This window comes from Virgisporangium ochraceum (genome assembly GCF_016863655.1).
GTDB lineage: Bacteria > Actinomycetota > Actinomycetes > Mycobacteriales > Micromonosporaceae > Virgisporangium > Virgisporangium ochraceum.
Window position 1 is genome coordinate 1 of sequence record NZ_BOPH01000151.1, and the last position, 20,673, is coordinate 20,673.

Annotated in this window: 18 protein-coding genes, 2 pseudogenes and 1 riboswitch; of the genes and pseudogenes, 16 read left to right on the top strand and 4 right to left on the bottom strand. The window is 71.9% G+C overall.

What is annotated here, in order from left to right; all coding sequences use genetic code 11:
• Together Voc01_RS50400 and Voc01_RS50405 are read right to left on the bottom strand one after the other, a co-directional pair.
• A pseudogene (locus Voc01_RS50400) lies at window positions 1-231 on the bottom strand (hypothetical protein); the annotation flags it as partial.
• A 157-nt stretch (window positions 232-388) separates the two neighbouring features.
• Window positions 389-2,290, bottom strand: coding sequence for an amylo-alpha-1,6-glucosidase (locus Voc01_RS50405; protein WP_239161075.1), 1,902 nt, complete (start codon window positions 2,288-2,290; stop codon window positions 389-391).
• 192 nt (window positions 2,291-2,482) lie between these two features.
• Between Voc01_RS50405 and glgX the strand changes: the two genes are divergently transcribed.
• The 11 genes and pseudogenes from glgX to ribH all read left to right on the top strand — a co-directional run bounded on the left by glgX (window position 2,483) and on the right by ribH (window position 16,378).
• Window positions 2,483-4,591 (top strand): glycogen debranching protein GlgX, encoded by a 2,109-nt coding sequence (gene glgX, locus Voc01_RS50410; RefSeq protein ID WP_203934992.1) that lies wholly within the window; start codon window positions 2,483-2,485, stop codon window positions 4,589-4,591.
• Window positions 4,592-6,838: a malto-oligosyltrehalose synthase gene (gene treY, locus Voc01_RS50415; RefSeq protein WP_203934945.1), complete on the top strand. Its 2,247-nt coding sequence runs from the start codon at window positions 4,592-4,594 to the stop codon at window positions 6,836-6,838.
• Entirely contained in the window at window positions 6,835-8,574 is a 1,740-nt protein-coding gene (gene treZ / locus Voc01_RS50420; protein WP_203934946.1) for a malto-oligosyltrehalose trehalohydrolase, read from the top strand. The genes treY and treZ overlap by 4 nt, the downstream gene beginning before the upstream one ends.
• A gap of 378 nt (window positions 8,575-8,952) precedes the next feature.
• Entirely contained in the window at window positions 8,953-9,510 is a 558-nt protein-coding gene (def, locus tag Voc01_RS50425) for a peptide deformylase (RefSeq protein ID WP_203934947.1), read from the top strand.
• Window positions 9,507-10,430 carry a methionyl-tRNA formyltransferase gene (gene fmt, locus Voc01_RS50430; protein ID WP_203934948.1) on the top strand — a complete coding sequence of 308 codons (924 nt, stop codon included), beginning with the start codon at window positions 9,507-9,509 and terminating at the stop codon, window positions 10,428-10,430. The genes def and fmt overlap by 4 nt, the downstream gene beginning before the upstream one ends.
• A complete protein-coding gene (locus Voc01_RS50435; RefSeq protein WP_203934949.1) occupies window positions 10,427-11,875 on the top strand; it encodes an RsmB/NOP family class I SAM-dependent RNA methyltransferase in 1,449 nt (482 codons plus the stop codon). Before fmt ends, Voc01_RS50435 begins: the two co-directional genes overlap by 4 nt.
• A 52-nt stretch (window positions 11,876-11,927) precedes the next feature.
• Entirely contained in the window at window positions 11,928-12,605 is a 678-nt protein-coding gene (rpe, locus tag Voc01_RS50440) for a ribulose-phosphate 3-epimerase (RefSeq protein ID WP_203934950.1), read from the top strand.
• Window positions 12,598-13,539 (top strand): annotated as a pseudogene (locus Voc01_RS50445) (GGDEF domain-containing response regulator); the annotation flags it as partial. The gene rpe and the pseudogene Voc01_RS50445, both read left to right, overlap by 8 nt.
• A gap of 287 nt (window positions 13,540-13,826) precedes the next feature.
• Window positions 13,827-13,973, top strand: a riboswitch (FMN riboswitch).
• A 123-nt stretch (window positions 13,974-14,096) separates the two neighbouring features.
• Complete coding sequence (locus Voc01_RS50450) at window positions 14,097-14,678, top strand: riboflavin synthase (RefSeq protein ID WP_203934952.1); 582 nt, start codon at window positions 14,097-14,099, stop codon at window positions 14,676-14,678.
• Window positions 14,675-15,904, top strand: a complete 1,230-nt coding sequence (locus tag Voc01_RS50455) for a bifunctional 3,4-dihydroxy-2-butanone-4-phosphate synthase/GTP cyclohydrolase II (RefSeq protein ID WP_203934953.1) — start codon at window positions 14,675-14,677, stop codon at window positions 15,902-15,904. Before Voc01_RS50450 ends, Voc01_RS50455 begins: the two co-directional genes overlap by 4 nt.
• The gene (gene ribH / locus Voc01_RS50460) at window positions 15,905-16,378 is read left to right on the top strand and encodes a 6,7-dimethyl-8-ribityllumazine synthase (RefSeq protein ID WP_203934954.1); all 474 of its coding nucleotides are present in this window, start codon (window positions 15,905-15,907) and stop codon (window positions 16,376-16,378) included.
• Window positions 16,379-16,422: 44 nt separating this feature from the next.
• On the opposite strand, the gene hisG is transcribed toward ribH, so the two are convergent.
• A complete protein-coding gene (gene hisG, locus Voc01_RS50465; RefSeq protein WP_203934955.1) occupies window positions 16,423-17,271 on the bottom strand; it encodes an ATP phosphoribosyltransferase in 849 nt (282 codons plus the stop codon).
• 11 nt (window positions 17,272-17,282) lie between these two features.
• Window positions 17,283-17,546, bottom strand: coding sequence for a phosphoribosyl-ATP diphosphatase (locus Voc01_RS50470; protein ID WP_203934956.1), 264 nt, complete (start codon window positions 17,544-17,546; stop codon window positions 17,283-17,285).
• A 44-nt stretch (window positions 17,547-17,590) separates the two neighbouring features.
• Between Voc01_RS50470 and Voc01_RS50475 the strand changes: the two genes are divergently transcribed.
• From Voc01_RS50475 to Voc01_RS50495, 5 genes are all read left to right on the top strand, one after another.
• Entirely contained in the window at window positions 17,591-18,070 is a 480-nt protein-coding gene (locus Voc01_RS50475; protein ID WP_373873980.1) for a PH domain-containing protein, read from the top strand.
• A 318-nt stretch (window positions 18,071-18,388) separates the two neighbouring features.
• Window positions 18,389-18,967: a translation initiation factor IF-3 gene (gene infC, locus Voc01_RS50480; protein WP_203934994.1), complete on the top strand. Its 579-nt coding sequence runs from the start codon at window positions 18,389-18,391 to the stop codon at window positions 18,965-18,967.
• A gap of 169 nt (window positions 18,968-19,136) precedes the next feature.
• On the top strand, window positions 19,137-19,331 hold the full coding sequence (rpmI, locus tag Voc01_RS50485) for a 50S ribosomal protein L35 (RefSeq protein ID WP_203934957.1): 195 nt from the start codon (window positions 19,137-19,139) through the stop codon (window positions 19,329-19,331).
• A 91-nt stretch (window positions 19,332-19,422) separates the two neighbouring features.
• Window positions 19,423-19,809 (top strand): 50S ribosomal protein L20, encoded by a 387-nt coding sequence (gene rplT, locus Voc01_RS50490; protein ID WP_203934958.1) that lies wholly within the window; start codon window positions 19,423-19,425, stop codon window positions 19,807-19,809.
• Between the two features lie 46 nt (window positions 19,810-19,855).
• Window positions 19,856-20,647: a TrmH family RNA methyltransferase gene (locus Voc01_RS50495; protein ID WP_239161076.1), complete on the top strand. Its 792-nt coding sequence runs from the start codon at window positions 19,856-19,858 to the stop codon at window positions 20,645-20,647.
• Window positions 20,648-20,673: the final 26 nt, after the last annotated feature.

Consider the following 20,673-nt stretch of genomic DNA (forward strand, 5'->3'; position numbering starts at 1 on the left):
GCGGGTCTGCGAGCCGCCGGTGCTGGTGAACAGCACGTTCCGGACCGTCCGGTCGGTGAGCCCGGTGCCCGCCGGGCAGGCCGGCGACCAGGGGATCGGCGCGCCGACGACCGGGCTGGCACCCCAGGCGGCCGCCCAGGTACCCCGGTCACGGGCGGTGGCGGGTCCGCTGGCGGATCCCGTGACGAGCGCAACCACGAGGACGGCTGGTACGACGGCGCGCCTGTTCACCCGTGCCTCCAGGGGCTAGATATCGACGCCGGTCACTCTATACGTCTTCCTTAGTCCTGGGAGCGTTTCCACGCCGCGTGCGCCGGCCGGCCCTCCCGCGATCTTGGAAACCTGTACATCGGAATCGATGTACACATGTCCAAGATCGCGAGAGGAGTCAGGGTTTCGCGCGGAGCGAGGCCCTCGCGCGGATCAGCTCCGCCACCGAGCGGGCGGAGAACGGGCAGCCGCTCGCCCGGTAGGGCGCGTCGCCGTCGACGACTTCGCTGACCGAGCCCACCCCGTGCTCCGACAGGTGCGCCTCCAGGCCGCGGAGCAGGCCGTCGGTCGCGACGCCCACCGCACGGCAGGCGTCGACGTACACGCCGATCAGCCAGGGCCACGCCGTCCCCTGGTGGTACGCCTCGCCCCGGGCCGGCTCGGCACCGGCGTGGCGACCCTGGTAGCCGTACTCGGTCGGGGCCAACGTGCGCAGGCCCAGCGGGGTGAGCAGGGCGCGGCTCACGGCGCGCACCGCCGACGGGTCGGCGCCGTCCAGGGGAGCGTGCGGCAGGGCGTAGGCGAACAGCTGGTTCGGGCGCAGCACCGGGTCGTCGAGGTGGGGGCCGCCGCCGAGGGGGTAGGCGGCCGGCTGGGCGTCGACCACGTCGTACAGCCAGCCGGACGGGGCGACGAAGCGTTTCGTGAACGAGCGCTGGGCGGCGTCGTGGCCGGCCCACAGGGCGCGGGCGTCCTGGCCGGCCCGCTCGGTGAGCTTCGCCAGCCCGGCCAGTGCGTTGACCCACAACGCGTTGACGTCGACCGGCTTGCCGTCGCGCGGGGTGACCGGCACACCGGCGGCCGTACGCACGTTCATCCACGTGGCGGCGCCGTCGGACGGGCGCAGCGCGAGCAGGCCGTCGGACGGGTCGAGCCGGGCGGCGAACGGGGCGTCGTCGGCGGCGTAGCCGGCGAGGATGTTGTCCAGCGGCGCGGCGAGTTCGGCACCGAGATGACCGTCGCCGGTGGCGGCCACGTGCCGGTCGACGGCGTGCACCAGCCACAGCGGCGCCTCACTGGCACCCTGGGCGAGGTCGGCCACCAGGGCCGGGGACGCCGCGAAGCGGCGCAGCAGCGCGGCGCCCTCGACGGCGCGGCCGGTGCGCAGGAACAGCCCCTCGTACGAGGCGAGCGTGTCGCGCATCCAGCAGTCGAACCACGGGTAGCCGGCCACCACGTCCGGTCCCCTGATGATGAACGCGTCGGCGGCCAGCGCGAGTGTCGCGTCGACGTCGTCCTTGGGCTTGGCCTTCGACACCACCGACCGCGCCCGCCGGCGCGCGGCCGCGACCACGTCGGTGGCCGGCGCCGGCTGGTGGCGCAGGTCGCCGGCCCAGGCCGACACCTCCATCACCCCGCCCGGCTCCAACGTCGAGGTGAACGTGCCCGCGCACCACAGGTCCTCGACCGGGTCGAGCCCGCGGAACGCCTCCTCGCGCAGGTAGGCGTCGTGCCACCACTCGCCGCGGGCCCGCCAGCCGGGACCGCTGATGCGGTAGCCGTCGTCGACGACGGCGCCGTTCGCGACCCGGGTCTGCACCGGATCGGCGCCGCCGGCCGTGCGGTTGCCGTGCGCGTCGCGCCACGTGCAGAGGGCGGTGAGCGTCACCCGGACCGGACCGGGAGCGGACACGAGCCGGTGCACCACGCCGACGCCCGTGTGCCCGTGGGACATGGCGAGCTCGCGCTCGAGCACCACGTCGCCGATCCGCCACCGCCACCGGGGCAGCCCGTCGACGACCTCGAACAGCTCCAGGTGGCGGAAGCCCGAGGGCGAGACCACGCCCGAGCCCCACTCGTGCGCCGACAGCTGAACCGGCGTTCCACCACCGATCGTGACCGCCGCGTCGAGCGACGCGAGCCCCATCCGGCGCCCGTCCGGACCCGGTACGACCAGCAGACCGTGGTACCGCCGCGTGCGCAGCCCCGACGCGGTGCCCGTCGCGAAACCGCCCGCACCGTCGGCGACCAGCCATTCCCGGTGGGCGCCACCGGACGGACCGGTGACGTCGGCACACACTTCAGGCCCGAAAGCGAATGTCGACCCAATACCCACGCGCAGCGCCCCGTCTCCGCTCTTGATCTGCCGACACCTTACTCGCCGTGGCCGTTAGACGCGCGGTCGAGTCGGGCATAGGGGCGGGCATAGCAGCAGCACCACCCACCGGAGTGGGACCATGAACGTTCCGGTAGCAACGAACGGAGCATGAGCATGCAGGTCTGGCCGGGCCAGCGTTACCCCCTCGGCGCCATCTACGACGGCATGGGCACCAACTTCGCCGTCTTCTCGGAGGTGGCCGACGCGGTCGAGCTGTGCCTGTTCGACGACGACGACAACGAGCGGCGCATCCCGCTGCCCGAGGTCGACGCGTTCGTGTGGCACGGCTACCTGCCCGGCATCGAGCCCGGCCAGCGCTACGGGTTCCGCGTGCACGGTCCGTACGACCCGTCGCGCGGGTTGCGGTGCAACCCGCACAAGCTTCTGCTGGACCCGTACGCGCGCGCCATCGACGGCGACATCGACTGGGACCCCGCCCTCTACGGCTACGAGTGGGGCTACCCCGACTCGATGTCGACGCTCGACTCGGCGCCGCACATGCCGAAGGCGGTGGTGGTCAACCCGTACTTCGACTGGGGCAACGACCGGCCGCCGCGGGTGCCGTACCACAACAGCGTGATCTACGAGGCGCACGTCAAGGGCCTCACGATGCGCCACCCCGAGATCCCCGACGAGATCCGCGGCACGTACGCCGCGATCGGGCACCCGGCGATCGTCGAGCACCTGCAGTCGATCGGGGTCACGGCGATCGAGCTGCTGCCGGTGCACCACTTCGTGCACGACCACCGGCTCATCGAGGCGGGCCTCAGCAACTACTGGGGCTACAACAGCATCGGTTTCTTCGCGCCGTACCACGGCTACTCCTCGATGGGCCGCAAAGGCCAGCAGGTGCAGGAGTTCCGTGCGATGGTCAAGCAGCTGCACGCGGCCGGCATCGAGGTGATCCTCGACGTGGTCTACAACCACACCGCCGAGGGCAACCACCTCGGGCCGACGCTGTGCTTCCGCGGCATCGACAACGGCCACTACTACAAGCTGTCCGACGACGACCCGCGCTACTACACCGACTTCACCGGCTGCGGGAACAGCCTGAACGTCCGCAGCCCGCACAGCCTCCAGCTGGTCATGGACTCGCTGCGGTACTGGGTGCAGGAGATGCACGTCGACGGGTTCCGCTTCGACCTGGCCTCGACGCTGGCCCGCGAGGGCGACCACAGCCACGTCGACCGGCTGTCGGTGTTCTTCGAGGTGGTGCAGCAGGACCCGGTGCTCAACCTCGTGAAGCTGATCGCCGAACCGTGGGACGTGGGCCCCGGCGGCTACCAGGTCGGCAACTTCCCGCCGCTGTGGACCGAGTGGAACGGCAAGTTCCGCGACACCGTCAGGGACTTCTGGCGCACCCAGCCGGAGACGCTCGGCGAGTTCGCCAGCCGCATCTCGGGAAGTGCCGACCTCTACCAGGACGACGGAAGAAGACCGTTCGCGAGCATCAACTTCGTCACCGCGCACGACGGCTTCACGCTCACCGACCTGGTCTCCTACAACGACAAGCACAACGAGGCCAACGGCGAGGACAACCGCGACGGCGACAACCACAACCGCTCGTGGAACTGCGGCGCCGAGGGCCCCACCGACGACGTCGGCATCAAGGCGCTCCGCGCCAAGATGCGCCGCAACTACCTCGCCACGCTGATGCTCAGCCAGGGCGTCCCGATGATCCTCTCGGGTGACGAGCTGGGCCGCACCCAGCACGGCAACAACAACGCCTACTGCCAGGACAACGAGCTGAGCTGGGTCGACTGGGAGACCGTCGACGAGCAGCTCCTCGAGTTCACCAAGCGGCTCGCAGAGCTGCGTGGCCGCCACCGCGTGTTCAGAAGACGCAAGTTCTTCACCGGCCGCCCGGTCCGGCGGGTGGCCGGCACGCCGATCCCCGACCTCGGCTGGTTCGCCCCCGACGGTCGCGAGATGGACCACGAGGACTGGTGGAAGAACTTCGGCCACTCGATCACGCTGTTCGTCAACGGCGAGGGCATCCGGGAGCTGGGCCCGCACGGCGAACGGCGTACCGACTCGTCGTTCCTGCTGCTGTGGAACGCGTACTGGGAGCCGATCGACTTCGTGCTGCCCGGTACCGAGTTCGGGAAGAAATGGTCCGCCGTACTCGACACCGCCGACCCGCGCGACGGCACGGTGGTCGAGGCGGGAAACAAGCTTCTGGTCCGTGAGCGTTCGCTCGTCGTCCTCGACCGGGTGGTCTGAATGATCAACAGCACGTACCGCGTGCAGGTGCGGCCGGGCTTCGGCCTGGCCGCGACGGCCGGGCTCGCCGGCTACCTCGCCGACCTCGGCGTCACGCACCTCTACACGTCGCCGCTGCTGGCGGCCACGCCCGGCTCCGAGCACGGCTACGACGTGGTCGACCACACGCGCGTCAACCCGGAGCTCGGCGGCGAGGAGCAGCGGCAGGCGCTCGGCGACGCGCTGCGCGAGCACGGGCTCGGCCTCGTCGTCGACATCGTGCCGAACCACGCCGGCGTCGCCGTGCCGCACGCCAACCCGGCGTGGTGGGACGTGCTGAAGAACGGCCGCGACAGCGCCTACGCCCACTGGTTCGACATCGACTGGGAGCGCGGGCGCATCCTGCTGCCGGTGCTCGGCTCCGACGACGACGTCGACAAGCTCCGCGTGGAAGACGGCGAGCTCCGCTACTACGACCACCGCTTCCCCCTGGCGGAAGGCACCGACCGGCACGACGACCAGCACTACGAGCTCGTCGACTGGCGCCGCGGCAACACCGAGATCAACTACCGCCGGTTCTTCGCGATCGCCGAGCTCGCCGGCCTGCGCGTCGAGGACCCCGACGTCTTCCAGCAGACCCACGCCGAGATCCTGCGCTGGTACAAGGCCGGCGACGTCGACGGCATCCGCGTCGACCACCCCGACGGCCTGCGCGACCCCGCCGGCTACCTCCAGCGCCTGCGCGACCACGCCCCCGACGCCTGGCTGGTCATCGAGAAGATCCTCGAACCCGGCGAGCCGCTGCCCGAGTGGCCCGTCGACGGCACCACCGGCTACGACGCGCTCGCCGAGGCCTGCGGCGTGTTCGTCGACACGTCCGCCGCCGACGCGTTCACCATGCTCGACGCCCGCCTCCTCGGCGCGCCGACGGCCTGGATCGACCTCGTGCACACCGGAAAGATCGAGGCCGCGACCCGGTTGCTGTCGTCGGAGCTGTCGCGCCTGTCGTCGCTCGCGGGCAACCGCGACGGGACCGGGGACGCGTTGGCCGAGGTCGCCGCCGCGTTCCCCGTCTACCGCAGCTACCTGCCGGCCGCCGGTGGTGGGCACCTCGCCGAGGCGCTCGCCGCCGCGAAGGTCCGCCGGCCCGACCTCACCGAGGAGATCGACCGGCTCGCACCGCGTCTCGCCGCCGGCGTCGACGACCTCGCCGTCCGGTTCCAGCAGTTCACCGGCGCCGTGATGGCCAAAGGCGTCGAGGACACCGCGTTCTACCGGTGGTCGCGGTTCGTCGCGCTCAACGAGGTCGGCGGAGACCCGTCCCGGTTCGGGGTCACGCCCGAGGCGTTCCACGCCGCGAGCGCGAGCCGCCAGGCGGACTGGCCCCGATCCATGACCACGCTCTCGACCCACGACACCAAGCGCGGCGAAGACGTGCGCGCCCGGCTGGCCGTGCTGTCGGAGCTGCCCGACGAGTGGGGCGCCGCCGTCGACCGGTGGAGCGCCGCCGCGCCGGTGCCCGACCCGGCGACCGCGCACCTGCTGTGGCAGACGGTCGCCGGCGCATGGCCGATCGAGCGCGAGCGCCTGCACGCCTACATGGAGAAGGCGACCCGCGAGGCGTCGACGCACACGTCCTGGGCATCGCCCGACGAGGAGTTCGAGGCCGCCGTCCGCGCGGCGGTCGACCGTGCCTACGACGACCCGCGGCTGCGGGCCGACATCGACGGGTTCGTCGCCGGGATCACGCCGGGCGGCTGGTCGAACGCGCTCGGCCAGAAGCTCGTGCAGCTCCTGATGCCCGGGATCCCCGACGTCTACCAGGGCACCGAGCTGTGGGACAACTCCCTGGTCGACCCCGACAACCGGCGCGACGTCGACTTCGCGCTGCGGCGCGACCTGCTCACCCGGATCGGCGGCGGCTGGCGTCCCCCGGTCGACGACAGCGGGGCGGCCAAGCTGCTCCTGGTCACCACGGCTCTGAAAGCGCGACGCGGCCGCGACCTCACCGACTACACCGCGTTGACCGCGGACGGCCCGGCGGCCGACCACTGCCTGGCGTTCGACCGCGGCGGCCTCGTCGTGGTCGCCACGCGGCTGCCGTTGGGGCTGGCGAAGCGCGGCGGCTGGGGCGACACGACGGTAAACCTGCCGGAGGGTGTGTGGAAGGACTCACTCACCGGTGTGGCCGTTACCGGCCGGTCGCCGCTGATCCGTGATCTGCTGGGGGCGTATCCCGTCGCGCTGCTGGCAATGGACGAGGCATGACTTCGATTACGGTCTGGGCGCCCGGGGCGCCGCGGATGCGTGTGCGTCTCCTTCCGGACGGCACCGACCACGAGATGGCCCGCGGTGACGACGGCTGGTGGTCGTTCGAGGCACCCGACGACGTCCGCGACTATGCCTTTCTCATCGCGGATAGTGATCATCCGGTACCGGATCCGCGGTCACTCTGGCAACCTGATGGGGTGCACCAGGCGAGTCGCCTGTACGACCACAACGCCTTCACCTGGACCGATACGGCCTGGACCGGCAAGCAGCTGCCCGGCAGCGTCCTCTACGAGCTGCACGTGGGCACGTTCTCCGCCGAGGGCACCTTCGACGGGGTGATCGAGCACCTCGACCACCTGGTCGACCTCGGGGTCGACATGGTCGAGCTGCTGCCGGTCGCCTCGTTCAACGGCGAGTACAACTGGGGCTACGACGGCGTCTGCTGGTACGCCCCGCACGAGGCCTACGGCGGCCCCGACGGGCTCAAGCGCCTCGTCGACGCGTGCCACGGGCGCGGCCTCGGCGTGGTGCTCGACGTCGTCTACAACCACTTCGGACCGTCGGGGGCGTACGCGCCCCAGTTCGGCCCGTACCTGTCCACCGGCGCGAACAGCTGGGGCACCTCGCTCAACCTCGACGGCCCCGACTCCGGCGAGGTGCGCCGCTACATCATCGACAACGCGCTGATGTGGCTGCGCGACTACCACGTCGACGCGCTGCGCCTCGACGCCGTGCACGCGCTGGTCGACCACGGTGCCGTGCACCTCCTCGAGGAGCTGGCTTCGTCGGTCGACGCCCTCTCCGCCCACGTCGGCCGGCCGTTGACGCTGATCGCCGAGTCCGACCTGAACGACCCCCGCCTGGTGACGCCGCGCGAGGCCGGTGGCATGGGCGTGCACGCCCAGTGGGACGACGACGTGCACCACGTGCTGCACGCGCTGCTGACCGGCGAACGCCAGGGCTACTACGGCGACTTCGGCTCGCTCGACAGCCTCGCCACGGTGCTGACGGGCGCGTTCTTCCACGCCGGTACGTGGTCGAGCTTCCGGGGTCGCCTGCACGGCCGGCCGGTCGACCGGCTGACCACGCCCGGCCACCGCTTCGTCGCCTACCTGCAGAACCACGACCAGATCGGCAACCGGGCCATCGGCGACCGCCTGTCGGCGACGCTGTCGCCCCGCCTCCTCAGGGTGGGCGCGACCCTGCTGCTGACGGCCCCGTTCACGCCGATGCTGTGGATGGGCGAGGAGTGGGCGGCGTCGACGCCGTGGCAGTTCTTCACCAGCCACCCCGAGCCCGAGCTGGCCGCCGCCGTGGCCGCCGGCCGCCGCCGCGAGTTCGCCAGCCACGGCTGGGCCACCGAGGACGTGCCCGACCCCCAGGCCCCGTCGACGTTCGAGGACTCCAAGCTCGACTGGTCCGAGGTGGGCAAGCCTCCGCACCGCGACATGCTGGCGGTGTACCGGGAGCTGATCCGCCTCCGCAAGTCGCGGCCCGACCTGTCCGACCCCCGCCTCGACCGCGTCGAGGTCTGGCCCGGCGACCGGCATGTGGCGATCCGCCGCGGCAACTGCGTGGTGGTGGCGAACCTGGCGCCGGAGCCGCAACGCATCAACGTCCGGGGCATTCCGCGGAAGGTCCTGTTCGCGAGCGAACCGGGCCTGGCGCTGTGGCACGACTCCGTCGACCTACCGGGCGAGAGCGCCGCGGTCCTCGCGTACGCAAGGCGCTGACCCCCAGGCCGTGCCCCGCCGCTGCCCTGCCCCGCCGCCCTGCCCCGCCGCCCTGCCCCGCCGCCCCGCCGCCGCGACGCCCGCCGATCTTGGACGATCAGGCCGCCTATGGCATGCACGATCGTCCAAGATCGGCAGTGGGACCTCGACCGCAGGGGCGGAATGGGCGGGTTGCGCCGTTCTGTCCTCAGCAGGCTACCGGAGAAGCAGGCCGCGGTGCCCGGGGCGGTGGCGCCAACCGCGCACGCCAGCGCCGCCGTCCCCGTCGGTGGCCGTCCGCCGCGCGGGAGCGGGACGCCGCGACAGACCGTGACACCCGTGCGCAGTAACATGGGCGGCTGATCCCGCGCCGGAACCAGCATCGCCAGGAGTACCGATTTGACCGTCCAACCGATCCGGCTCTTTGGCGATCCGGTGCTGCGCACGCCCGCCGAGCTCGTCACAGACTTCGACAAGGAGCTGCGGCGTCTCGTCGCCGATCTCACCGACACCATGCGCGAGCAGGAAGGTGCGGGCCTCGCCGCGCCGCAGATCGGGGTCGGGCTACGCGTGTTCACGTTCGACGTCGACGGCGTGCTCGGGCATCTGATCAACCCGGTGCTGCACTTCCCCGACGGCGAGGAGCAGGACGGACCCGAGGGCTGCCTCAGCATCCCCGGCCTGCACTTCGACACCAAGCGCCGGCAGAACGTCGTCGCGAGTGGGTTCAACGAGTACGGCGACCCGGCGCAGGTCGTCGGCGAGGGACTGCTCGCCCGCTGCGTCCAGCACGAGACCGACCACCTCGACGGTGTGCTCTTCGTCGACCGGCTCGACCCGGAGGCCCGCAAGGGTGCCATGAAGGCGATCCGCGAAGCACCCTGGTACGACCCGGCCGCTCCGCCGGTGGTCAAGGTCAGTCCGCACGCCGCGGGCGGGGGTCCGCTCGGACTATGAGGCTGGTCTTCGCCGGCACCCCCGAGGTCGCGCTGCCCGCCCTCGATGCGATCGCCGACTCCGACCACGACCTGGTCGCGGTCGTCACCCGGCCCGACGCGCCGTCGGGACGCGGGCGGCAGCTGGTCCGCTCGCCCGTCGGGCAGTGGGCCGACGAGCGCGGCATCGAGGTGCTCACCCCGCAGCGACCCCGCGAGCCCGACTTCCAGGCACGACTGAAGGAGCTCGCGCCCGACTGCGTACCCGTCGTCGCGTACGGCGCGCTCGTGCCCCCGTCCGCGCTCGACATCCCGGCCCGGGGCTGGATCAACCTGCATTTCTCGCTCCTGCCGGCCTGGCGCGGCGCGGCACCGGTGCAGCACGCCGTCCTGCACGGCGACGAGGTCACCGGCGCGGCCGTGTTCCAGCTGGAGGAGGGCCTCGACACCGGCCCCGTCTACGGCACGCTCACCGAGGAGATCCGCCCCACCGACACGTCCGGCGACCTGCTCGAACGCCTGGCGAAGAGCGGCGCACGCCTCCTCACGGACGTCCTCGACGGCATCGCGACCGGCACGCTCGAGCCCGTACCCCAGGCGAACGAGGGCGTCAGCCTCGCCCCGAAGATCACCAACGACGACGCGCGGGTCCGCTGGAGCGAGCCGGCCTTCGCCGTTGACCGCCGCGTCCGCGCGTGCACCCCGGCCCCCGGCGCCTGGACCACGTTCCGCGGCGACCGGGTCAAGCTCGGCCCGGTCCGGCCGGTCCGCACCGAGGGCCTGCCGCCCGGCGAGGTCCGCGTCGAGAAGGACACCGTCCTCGTCGGCACGGCCACGACGCCGGTCACGTTGGGCGAGGTCCGTCCCGCCGGCAAGAAGGCGATGGCCGCCGCGGCCTGGCTCCGCGGGCTGCGGCTCGCGTCGGGCGAACGGTTCGAATGACAGGAGACGGGCACAGTCGGCCCCGGGGCGACCGGGCCGGCGGCCGCGCGAGCGACCCACGCTCGCGCGGCGCCTCCAATGGGAACCGTGGCGCCGCGGGCCCCGACCGGAGCCGCGACCGGCAGCAGCACCGGGTCGACCCGCCGCGGTGGGTGGCGTTCCAGGCGATCTCGGCCGTGCACCGGGACGACGGGTACGCGAACCTCGTGCTGCCGAAGCTGCTCGCCGAGCACCGGATCCGCGGGCTCGACGCCGCGTTCGCCACCGAGCTGACGTACGGCACGCTGCGCCTGGGCGGCAGCCTCGACACGGTGATCGCGGCCGCCGCCGACCGGGCCGTCGAACGGATCGACCCGCCGACCCGCGACGCGCTGCGTCTCGGCGCCTACCAGCTCCTGCACATGCGGGTGCCGGCCCACGCGGCGGTCAGCACCACCGTCGACCTGGTGCGTACGGTCGCGCCCGGCGCGATCGGCTTCGCCAACGCGGTGCTGCGCAGGATCGGCCAGCGCGACTGGCAAACCTGGCTCGACGAGCTCGGCCCCGGCGACCTCGCCCTCAGGTACGCCCACCCGCCCTGGGTGGTGCGCGCGTTCAGCGACGCGCTGAAGGACCGGAAGGACGAGCTCGAGGACCTCCTGGCCGCCGACAACACCCCGGCACCGGTGCACCTGTGCGCCCGTCCCGGCCGCATCACCGCCCGGGAGCTGGCCGAGGAGACCGGTGGCGTCGTCGGACCGTTCGGCGCTTACGCGGTCCACCTGCCCGATGGCGCGCCCGGCGACCACCCGGCGGTCCGCGACGGCCTGGCACACGTGCAGGACGAGGGCTCCCAACTCGTCGCGGCGGCGCTGGCCGACGCGCCCCTCGACGGCACCGACCGGCGGTGGCTCGACCTGTGCGCGGGCCCCGGCGGCAAGGCGGCGCTGCTCGGGTCGTTGGCCGCGCTGCGCGGCGCGGAGGTCGCCGCGGTGGAGGTGGCGCCGCACCGCGCCCGGCTGGTCGAGCACGCCGTGCGCGGGCTGCCGGTCGAGGTGTACTGCGGCGACGGGAGGGACTTCGACGCGCCAGCGTACGACCGGGTGCTCGTCGACGCGCCCTGCACCGGTCTCGGCGCGCTGCGCCGCCGGCCGGAGGCGCGCTGGCGGCGCCAGCCGAACGACCTCCCGCCGCTGACCCGGTTGCAGCGTGAGCTGCTGCGCTCCGCGCTCGACCTCACCCGGCCCGGCGGGATCGTCGCGTACGTCACCTGCTCGCCCCACATCAACGAGACCCGGATGGCCGTCGACGAGACGATCCGCCGGTTCGACGGCCGGATCGAGCGGCTCGACGCGCGCCCGTTGATGGAAAATGTCACAGATTCGGGCGACGGTCCCTGGGCGCAACTGTGGCCCCACCGGCACGGAACCGATGCCATGTTCCTCGCATTGTTGAAGCGCGTTTGAAATCCGCGTAACGGCCGAACCCGTTCCGTGTCGTGATTCGTACAATTGCAGGGTGAGTGTTCCGTCGCTGATCGTCGCGCCCAGCATCCTCGCGGCCGACTTCGCCCACCTGGCCGACGCGGCGCGTGCCGTCGAGGGAGCGGCCGACTGGCTGCACGTCGACGTCATGGACAACCACTTCGTCCCGAACCTCACGATCGGGCTCCCGGTGGTGCAGAGCCTGCGGAAGACCACCACGCTGCCGTTCGACTGCCACCTGATGATCGAGAACCCCGACCGGTGGGCCATCGGGTACGCCGAGGCGGGCGCGTACAACGTCACGTTCCACGCCGAGGCGGCCGCCGACCCGGTGCGGCTGGCGAACGACCTGCGGGCGGCCGGCTCGCGGGCCGGGCTGGCGATCGACCGCGACACCCCGGTCGACAAGTACCTCGACCTGCTGCCGCACCTCGACACCGTGCTGATCATGACGATCAAGGCCGGCTTCGGCGGGCAGGCGTTCCTGCCCGAGATGCTCGACAAGGTGCGGCAGGTGCGCCGCGCGGTCGCGGCGAGCGGGCTGGAGATACGCGTGGAGGTCGACGGCGGCATCGCCGACGACACCATCGCGCAGGCCGCGGAGGCGGGTGCCGATGCGTTCGTCGCCGGCACGGCCGTCTACGGCGCCGACGACCCGGCCGAGGCGGTCCGGCGGCTGCGCCGTCTGGCCAGCGGAGCCTCGGATGACTGACGCCGCCGAGACGCTGCTCGTCGTCGACGACGACGTCGACATCGTCCGGTTCATCCAGATGAACCTGAAGATCGAGGGCTTCGACGTGCTCGTCGCCAGCGACGGCGACGAGGCCCTGGAGCTCATCGAGAAGCACCAGCCCGCGCTGGCGATCGTCGACTGGATGATGCCGAAGGTCGACGGGCTGGAGCTGATCAAGCGGGTGCGGGCCAACCCGTTCACGAGCTCGATGCCGATCATCCTGCTCACGGCCCGGGGCCGCACCACCGACAAGGTCATCGGGCTCAACGCCGGCTCCGACGACTACCTGGTCAAGCCGTTCGACACGATGGAGCTGGTGGCCCGGGTGCGGTCGACGCTGCGCCGCACCCAGGAGTACCGGGAGGTCTCGCCGCTCACCGGCCTGCCCGGCAACAACCGCATCCTCATGGAGATCGGCGAGCGGGCGCGCGGCGGCGACGACTACGCGGTCTGCTACATGGACATCGACCGGTTCAAGAGCGTCAACGACCGGTACGGCTTCGCACGCGGCGACGAGTTCATCGCCGCGCTGGCCCGGTCGCTGCACCGGGCGGTGACCACGACCGAGGGCCCGCCGGCGTTCATCGGCCACGTCGGCGGCGACGACTTCGTGGTGGTCTGCGGCCCCGAACAGGTGCGCCCGCTCACCGAGAAGACCGTCGTCGACTTCGAGCAGTCCGCCGACGCGCTGTACGACCCGGAGGACGCCGCCCGCGGTCACATCGTCCTGAAGAGCCGTCGCGGCGAGCCGCAGCAGGCCAACCTGGTGACCCTGTCGATCGGGGTGGCGTTCTCGGTGGCGCGGGAGTGGTCGGACCCCCGCGAGATCGTGGCCGTCGCGTCCGACATGAAGACCGTCGCCAAGAAGTTCCCCGGCTCCTACGTCGCGTTCGACCGGCGCGGCGCCGCCAGCGGAACCTACGGGCTGGCCCCCGACAGCCACCTCGGCCTGGCGCCGGGGGAGTACGTCGGCCCCGCGGGTGGCTCCACGGGTACGCCGGTGCCACCCGGCCCGGGTTCGACGTTCGGTGGCGGGTCCTCGGCGACCCCGCCGTTCGGGTCGGTGCCGCTGCAGCGCGAGCCCCGCGAACCCGCGTCACTCGACGGCACCGGCGCCGCCTGATTCCCGCTACCGGTTGTGATCTACGTCGCGGGCGGGTCACGGCCCGGTGTGCGACACTCGCGGCAGTAACCCACCACGCGCGTTGGCGGGATCGGTGCAATTCCGAACCGGCGGTAATCCAGCTGTCACAGCTGGTCAGCCCGCGACCCGGCCGAATCCATCGGCCGGTGGACCTGGTGTGACTCCAGGGCCGACGGTGAAAGTCCGGATGGGAGACAGCGCGCGGGACGGCCGGTTGACCCAACCGGCCAGCGGGGCCTTCCGCGCCGTAGGCGCGTCTCCGGAGGCTCCCGTTCCCGCTACCCCTCCCTCGCCTGCGCACGTGCGACGCGAGCAGGAGGGGTGTCGTGTTCACCGGCATCGTGGAAGAACTGGGAACGGTGGTCTCCGTGGCCGCCGACCGGCTGGTGCTCAACGGTCCGCTGGTCACCAGAGACGTCGCCGAGGGCGACTCGATAGCGGTCAACGGGGTCTGTCTCACGGTGGTCGCCGTGGTCGGTGACCGGTTCACCGCCGACGTCATGGCCGAGACCTGGAAGCGCAGCGCGCTCGGCGAGCTGGTCGAGGGCGACCCGGTCAACCTGGAGCGGGCGGCGCTGCCGACCACCCGGCTCGGCGGGCACCTCGTGCAGGGCCACGTCGACGCGGTCGGGCAGGTCGCGGCCCGCGAGGCCGGCGGCGACGGCTGGGAGTCCGTCCGGTTCACCGCGCCGCCGCCGCTGATGCGCTACCTGGTCGAGAAGGGCTCGATCACCGTCGACGGCGTGTCGCTGACCGTCATCGACACCGGCGCCGACTGGTTCACGGTCGGCCTGATCCCCACGACGCTCCAGCGCACCACGCTCGGCCGCAGGCAGGTCGGCGACCCGGTGAACCTCGAGGTCGACATCATCGCCAAGTACGTCGAGAAAATGGTGAGTTCGCGATGACCCTGGACCCGATCGAGAAGGCCATCAAGGAGATCGCCGACGGCCGCGCGGTGATCGTCGTCGACGACGAGAACCGCGAGAACGAGGGCGACCTGATCTTCGCCGCCGAGCACGCCACGCCCGAGCTGATGGCGTTCATGGTGCGCTACACGTCGGGCTTCGTGTGCGCGCCGATCACCGAGGACGACGCCGACCGGCTCGACCTGCCCCCGATGCACCACACCAACCAGGACCGGCGCGGCACCGCCTACACGGTCACCGTCGACGCCCGCGACGGGATCGGCACCGGCATCTCGGCCGCCGACCGCGCGTACACGATCCGGCTGCTCGCCGACCCGTCGACGCGGCCGACCGACCTCAGCCGCCCGGGGCACGTCGTGCCGCTGCGGGCGAAGCGCGGCGGCGTGCTGCGCCGGCCCGGCCACACCGAGGCCACCATCGACCTGTGCGAGCTGGCCGGCCTGCGACCCGCCGGCGTGCTCTGCGAGCTGGTCAACGACGACGGCACCATGATGCGGCTGCCCGACCTGGAGAAGTTCGCCGCGGAGCACGGCATCGCGCTGGTGTCGATCGCCGACCTGATCTCCTACCGCCGGCGGTCGGAGAAGCAGGTCGAGCGCGTCGTCGAGACCCGCATCCCCACCCCGCACGGGCTGTTCAAGGCCGTCGGCTACCGCACCGCCCACGACGACGCGGAGCACGTCGCGCTCGTGTACGGCGACCTGTCCGACGGCGAGGACGTGCTGGTGCGGGTCCACTCGGAATGTCTCACCGGTGACGTGTTCGGCAGCCTGCGCTGCGACTGCGGACCGCAACTGCAGGCGGCGCTGGCCCGGGTGGCCGAGGAGGGCCGCGGCGTGGTGCTGTACATGCGCGGCCACGAGGGGCGCGGCATCGGGCTGCTGCACAAGCTGCAGGCCTACCAGCTCCAGGACGCCGGGCGCGACACCGTCGACGCCAACCTCGACCTGGGGCTGCCGGCCGACGCCCGCGACTACGGCACCGGCGCGCAGATCCTGGTCGACCTGGGCATCCGCACCATGCGGCTGGTCACCAACAACCCGGCCAAGCGGGCCGGCCTGGAGGGCTACGGCCTCACGATCACCGGTCGGGAGCCGACTCCGGTGCGGGCACATCCGGAGAACGTCCGCTACCTGCGCACCAAGCGCGACAGGATGGGACATCTGCTCGACGAGCGCGACCTGATCGCGGAAGGGCTGGCCTAGATGTCCGGATGGGGCGCACCGGAGCTGTCCACCGTCGAGGCGTCCGGGCTGCGGCTCGGCCTCGTCGCCACCCGCTGGCACGGTGAGCTGGTCGAGCAGATGCTCGAACGGGCCCGGGCCGCGGCGAAGGAGTGCGGGGTCACCGACGTCCTGGAGGCCCGGGTGTCCGGGTCGGTGGAGCTGCCGGTGGTGGCGCAGGCCCTGGCCGGCCGCTGCGACGCGGTGGTGGCGCTGGGCGTGGTGGTCCGCGGCGACACGGCCCACTTCGAGTACGTGTGCAAGTCGGTGACCGAGGGGCTCACCAGGGTGGCGCTCGACGCGTCCACCCCGGTGGCCCACGGTGTGCTCACGGTCGACTCGATCGGCCAGGCGAAGGACCGGGCCGGCTTCGACGACTCGCGGGAGGACAAGGGCTGGTCGGCGACCGTGGCCGCGCTGGAGGCCGCCGTGGTCCTCCGCGACCTGCCCGCGTAGCGCTCCGCACTCCGCCCCCGTGGGTGGGTCGGGGTGGGCGGGGGTTACAGGCGGCTGGCCCGGATCTCCGTGACCAGGATGGCTCTTGCGCCGGCTTCGTAGAGCTCGTCCATGATGCGGTGGACCTCGGCGCTGAGGACCATCGCGTTCACCGCCACCCAGCCCTCCCGGCGCAGCGGCGAGATCGTGGGCGACTCGATGCCCGGGGTCAGGGCCACGGCCGCGTCGAGCTGGGCGGTCGGCACGTCGTAGGCGATCATGACGTACCGCCGGGCCACCAGCACGCCCTGCAGCCGGCGGATCAGCTGGGTGACCTGCGGCTGGTCGGGGTCGCCCGCCCGGCCGATCAGGATCGCCGACGAGCGCAGGATCGGGTCGCCGACGGTCACCAGACCGAGCTGGCGCAGCGTCGCGCCGGTCTCGACGACGTCGGCGATGACGTCGGCCACCCCGAGCCGGATCGCGTTCTCGACCGCGCCGTCGAGCCGGATCACCTCGGCCGACACGCCGAGCTTCTCCAGGTGACGGTGGACCACCCCCGGGTACGAGGTGGCGATCCGGCGCCCGGCGAGCCCTTCCGGCGTGCCGTCGGAGCCGTCGGGTCGGGCCGCGAACCGGAACGTGGCCCCACCGAAGTCGAGGTCCATCACCTCCTCCGCGCCGGAGTCGGCGTCGAGGAGCAGGTCGCGTCCGGTGATGCCGAGGGCCAGGTCGCCCGAGCCCACGTAGGTCGCGATGTCGCGCGGGCGCAGGTAGAAGAACTCGACGTCGTTGTCGCCGTCGACGCAGATCAGGTCGCGGTCGGACGTGCGTTGCCGGTACCCGGCCTCGCGCAGCATCTGCGCGGCCGGCTGGGACAGCGTCCCCTTGTTGGGGACGGCGATGCGCAGCATTCTCGTTCCCCCTACAGGTGCTCGTAGACGTCGCTGAGCGTCAGGCCGGTGGCGAGCATCAGCACCTGCACCTGGTACAGCAGCTGGGAGATCTCCTCGGCGGTGCGCTCGGGTCCCTCATGCTCGGCGGCCATCCACGCCTCGGCCGCCTCCTCGACGACCTTCTTCCCGATCGAATGCACACCGCGCTCCAGCGCGGCGACGGTTCCCGATCCGGGCGTGCGGGCCGCGGCCTTGGCCGACAGCTCCTCGAACAGCGCGTCGAACGTTTTCACGAGGCGCCATTCTGCCGTGTCGGGGAGCGTGGGACGATCGGTGGGTGAGTGGTGACGAGGTGCTGCGGGTCCGGCCGCGGCGGATCCGGGTCATGGTCTACATCGCCGCGCCGGTGATCGTGCTGGTGTTCGTCGGCATCTCGTTCAGCCTGCGGGGCACGTTCAACGAGACCGGCGCCGCGTTCGAGACCGCCGACCACGTGGCGATGATCATGCTCGGCGTGCTGCTGGCCGCCGGGTCCCTGCTGCTCACGCTGCCCCGCCTGGAGGCCGACGCCACCGGCGTGCGGGTGCGGAACCTGTTCGGCACCACCGAGCTGCCCTGGCCGGTGATCCGCGAGGTCACGTTCCGGCGCGGCGCCCCGTGGGTCACACTCGACCTGCAGGACGACGACCTCGTGTCGGTGCTGGCCATCCAGGCCGCCGACAAGGAGCACGCCGTGCAGGCGGTCCGGGCGCTGCGGGCGATGCACGCCCGCCACACGGCTGCCCCGTCGAAGGAGACCAGCGGCGCGCCGGAATAGGTGGCACGCGGGTGACGTTGCGTACCTGGTACCCTGTCATGAGTCGACCACTCCGCCGGTCTCCTGGCGGTAGGTAAAGCGGAGCTCCGCTCCCACCCGTGTCACTGTCGCTGTCACAAGCTCAGGTGGCCGGGTCCGGTCGGTGCCGGTCCACCGGCGCACCCCCCGTCGCAGGGGTGGGGCGTCATCGGTGTGCCGGTTGACCGGTCGAGCGGGCCCCAGCATGCGCAGGCATGCTCCGGGGCCTCGTTGCTTTCCTGCCTCCGGGGCGCCCTCTGAGTGGTCGGGTACCAGTAGTGGACCAATCGAGGAGGCCCCATCAGCGTCGAGCCACGCGTCAACGAGCAGATCCGAGCACGCGAAGTACGGTTGGTCGGCCCGGAGGGTGAGCAGGTGGGCATCGTCCCGCTCGAGCGCGCCCTGCAGTTGGCCGCCGATGTCGACCTGGATCTGGTCGAGGTTGCGCCAATGGCACGCCCCCCAGTGTGCAAGCTCATGGACTTCGGCAAGTTCAAGTACGAGAGCGCACTGAAGGCGCGCGAAGCGCGGCGTAACCAGCAACAGACCGTCATCAAGGAAATGAAGCTCCGCCCGAAGATCGACTCGCACGACTACGAGACCAAGAAGGGTCACGTCGTGCGGTTCCTCAAGGCCGGCGACAAGGTCAAGGTGACGATCATGTTCCGCGGCCGCGAGCAGAGCCGCCCGGAGCTGGGTTTCCGGCTCCTGCGCAAGCTCTCGGAAGAGGTTGCGGAGCTCGGTTTCGTCGAGGCCGCTCCGAAGCAGGACGGCCGCAACATGATCATGGTGATCGCCCCGCACCGGGCAACCAAGGCCGCCGCGGTGGCGGCGAAGGCGCCCACCGACACGCGCCCGGCCCCGGAGGCGATCGCGTAACGCGCGCCGGGTAGCAGGAGTACAGAACGGATGACGGCACTGGGCTGACGGGTGCCGCCGATCGGCGGTGGGGCCCTCCTGGAGGGCCCAGCACCCCGACCAGCGCCGACCCGACATCGGTCAGCGCTGGCCATCCAGGGAAGCATTACAGGGAAGAGAGCGAAGTTCAGTGCCGAAGATGAAGCCCCACACCGGTATGGGCAAGCGGGTCCGGATCACGGGCTCCGGCAAGGTGGTGTCCCAGCAGGCTGGCCGGGTTCACCTGCTGGAGCACAAGTCGTCCACCCGCACCCGCCGTCTCGCCGGCAGGGTCGTGCTCACCAAGGCCGACACGAAGCGGATCAAGAGGCTCCTGGGCCGCTGACACGCGCGTCCTCACCACCCATTCCAGTAGTAGACCGGCCGGCTGACGCCCGACAGGGCAGCGGCCGGTCATTGATGAGGAGTACGAACCAGTGGCACGCGTGAAGCGGGCGGTCAACGCCCAGAAGAAGCGCCGCACAGTCCTTGAGGGTGCGAGCGGGTACCGGGGCCAGCGGTCCCGGCTGTACCGCAAGGCCAAGGAGCAGATGCTGCACTCGATGCAGTACGCCTACCGTGACCGGCGCGACCGCAAGGGCGACTTCCGCCAGCTGTGGATCACCCGGATCAACGCGGCGGCCCGCGCCAACGGCCTCACCTACAACCGGCTGATCCAGGGCCTCAAGCTGGCCGGGATCGAGGTCGACCGCAAGATCCTCGCCGATCTCGCGGTCACCGACGAGAAGGCGTTCGCCGGCATCGTCGCCGTGGCCAAGCAGGCTGTCGCCGACCACGGCGGCACCCAGCCCGCGGCCGCCTGAGCCGGCAGCGCCTGAGCCGGCTCCGACAGACGGATTGCGACCCGGGGTGACACCGTTCTCGGTACGGTCGCCCCGGGTCGTTGCTGCCCGGAAGCTGCAGCGTCGCCGGGCCCGTGACCAGGCCGGCCTCTTCCTCGTCGAAGGCCCGCAGGCCGTGCGCGAGGCGGGCGGGCACGTCGTGGAGCTGTTCGGTACCGCCGAGGCCCTGGAGGCGCACCGCGACGTCGTGCGCGCCGCCGGCACCGCGCCCCGGTACACGGTCACCGACGCCGCGCTCGAGTCGCTCGCCGAAACCGTGCGCCCGCAGGGGCTGGTCGCGGTGTGCCGGGCGCTCGACGTCACGGTGAAGGAAGCCCTCGCCCGACGGCCGCGACTGGCCGCGGTGCTGTGCGAGATCCGCGACCCCGGCAACGCCGGCACCGTGCTGCGGACCGCCGACGCGGCCGGAGCCGGCGCCGTCGTGTTCGCCGGCGACGCGGTCGACCCCTACAACGGCAAGGCCGTGCGGGCCAGCGCCGGAAGCCTGTTCCACGTCGACGTGGTGCGCGACCCCGACCCGCTCGCGGTGGTGTCGGCTTTCCGCGACACCGGGTACACCGTGCTCGCCGCCGACGGCTACGGGCCGGTCGCCCTCCCGGACGCGCCACTGGCCGGTCCCACGGTGTGGCTCTTCGGATCCGAGGCGCACGGGCTGCCGCCGGAGCTGGGGAGCGCCGCCGACCACCGGGTCCGGGTACCGCTCTACGGTCGCGCCGAGAGCCTGAACCTCGCGGCCGCCGCCGCGGTGTGCTTGTACGCTAGTGCCACTGAGCAGAGGAGTCGTCGTGAGGTTCTTTAGTCAGCCCATCGGGCTGTAAGACCACG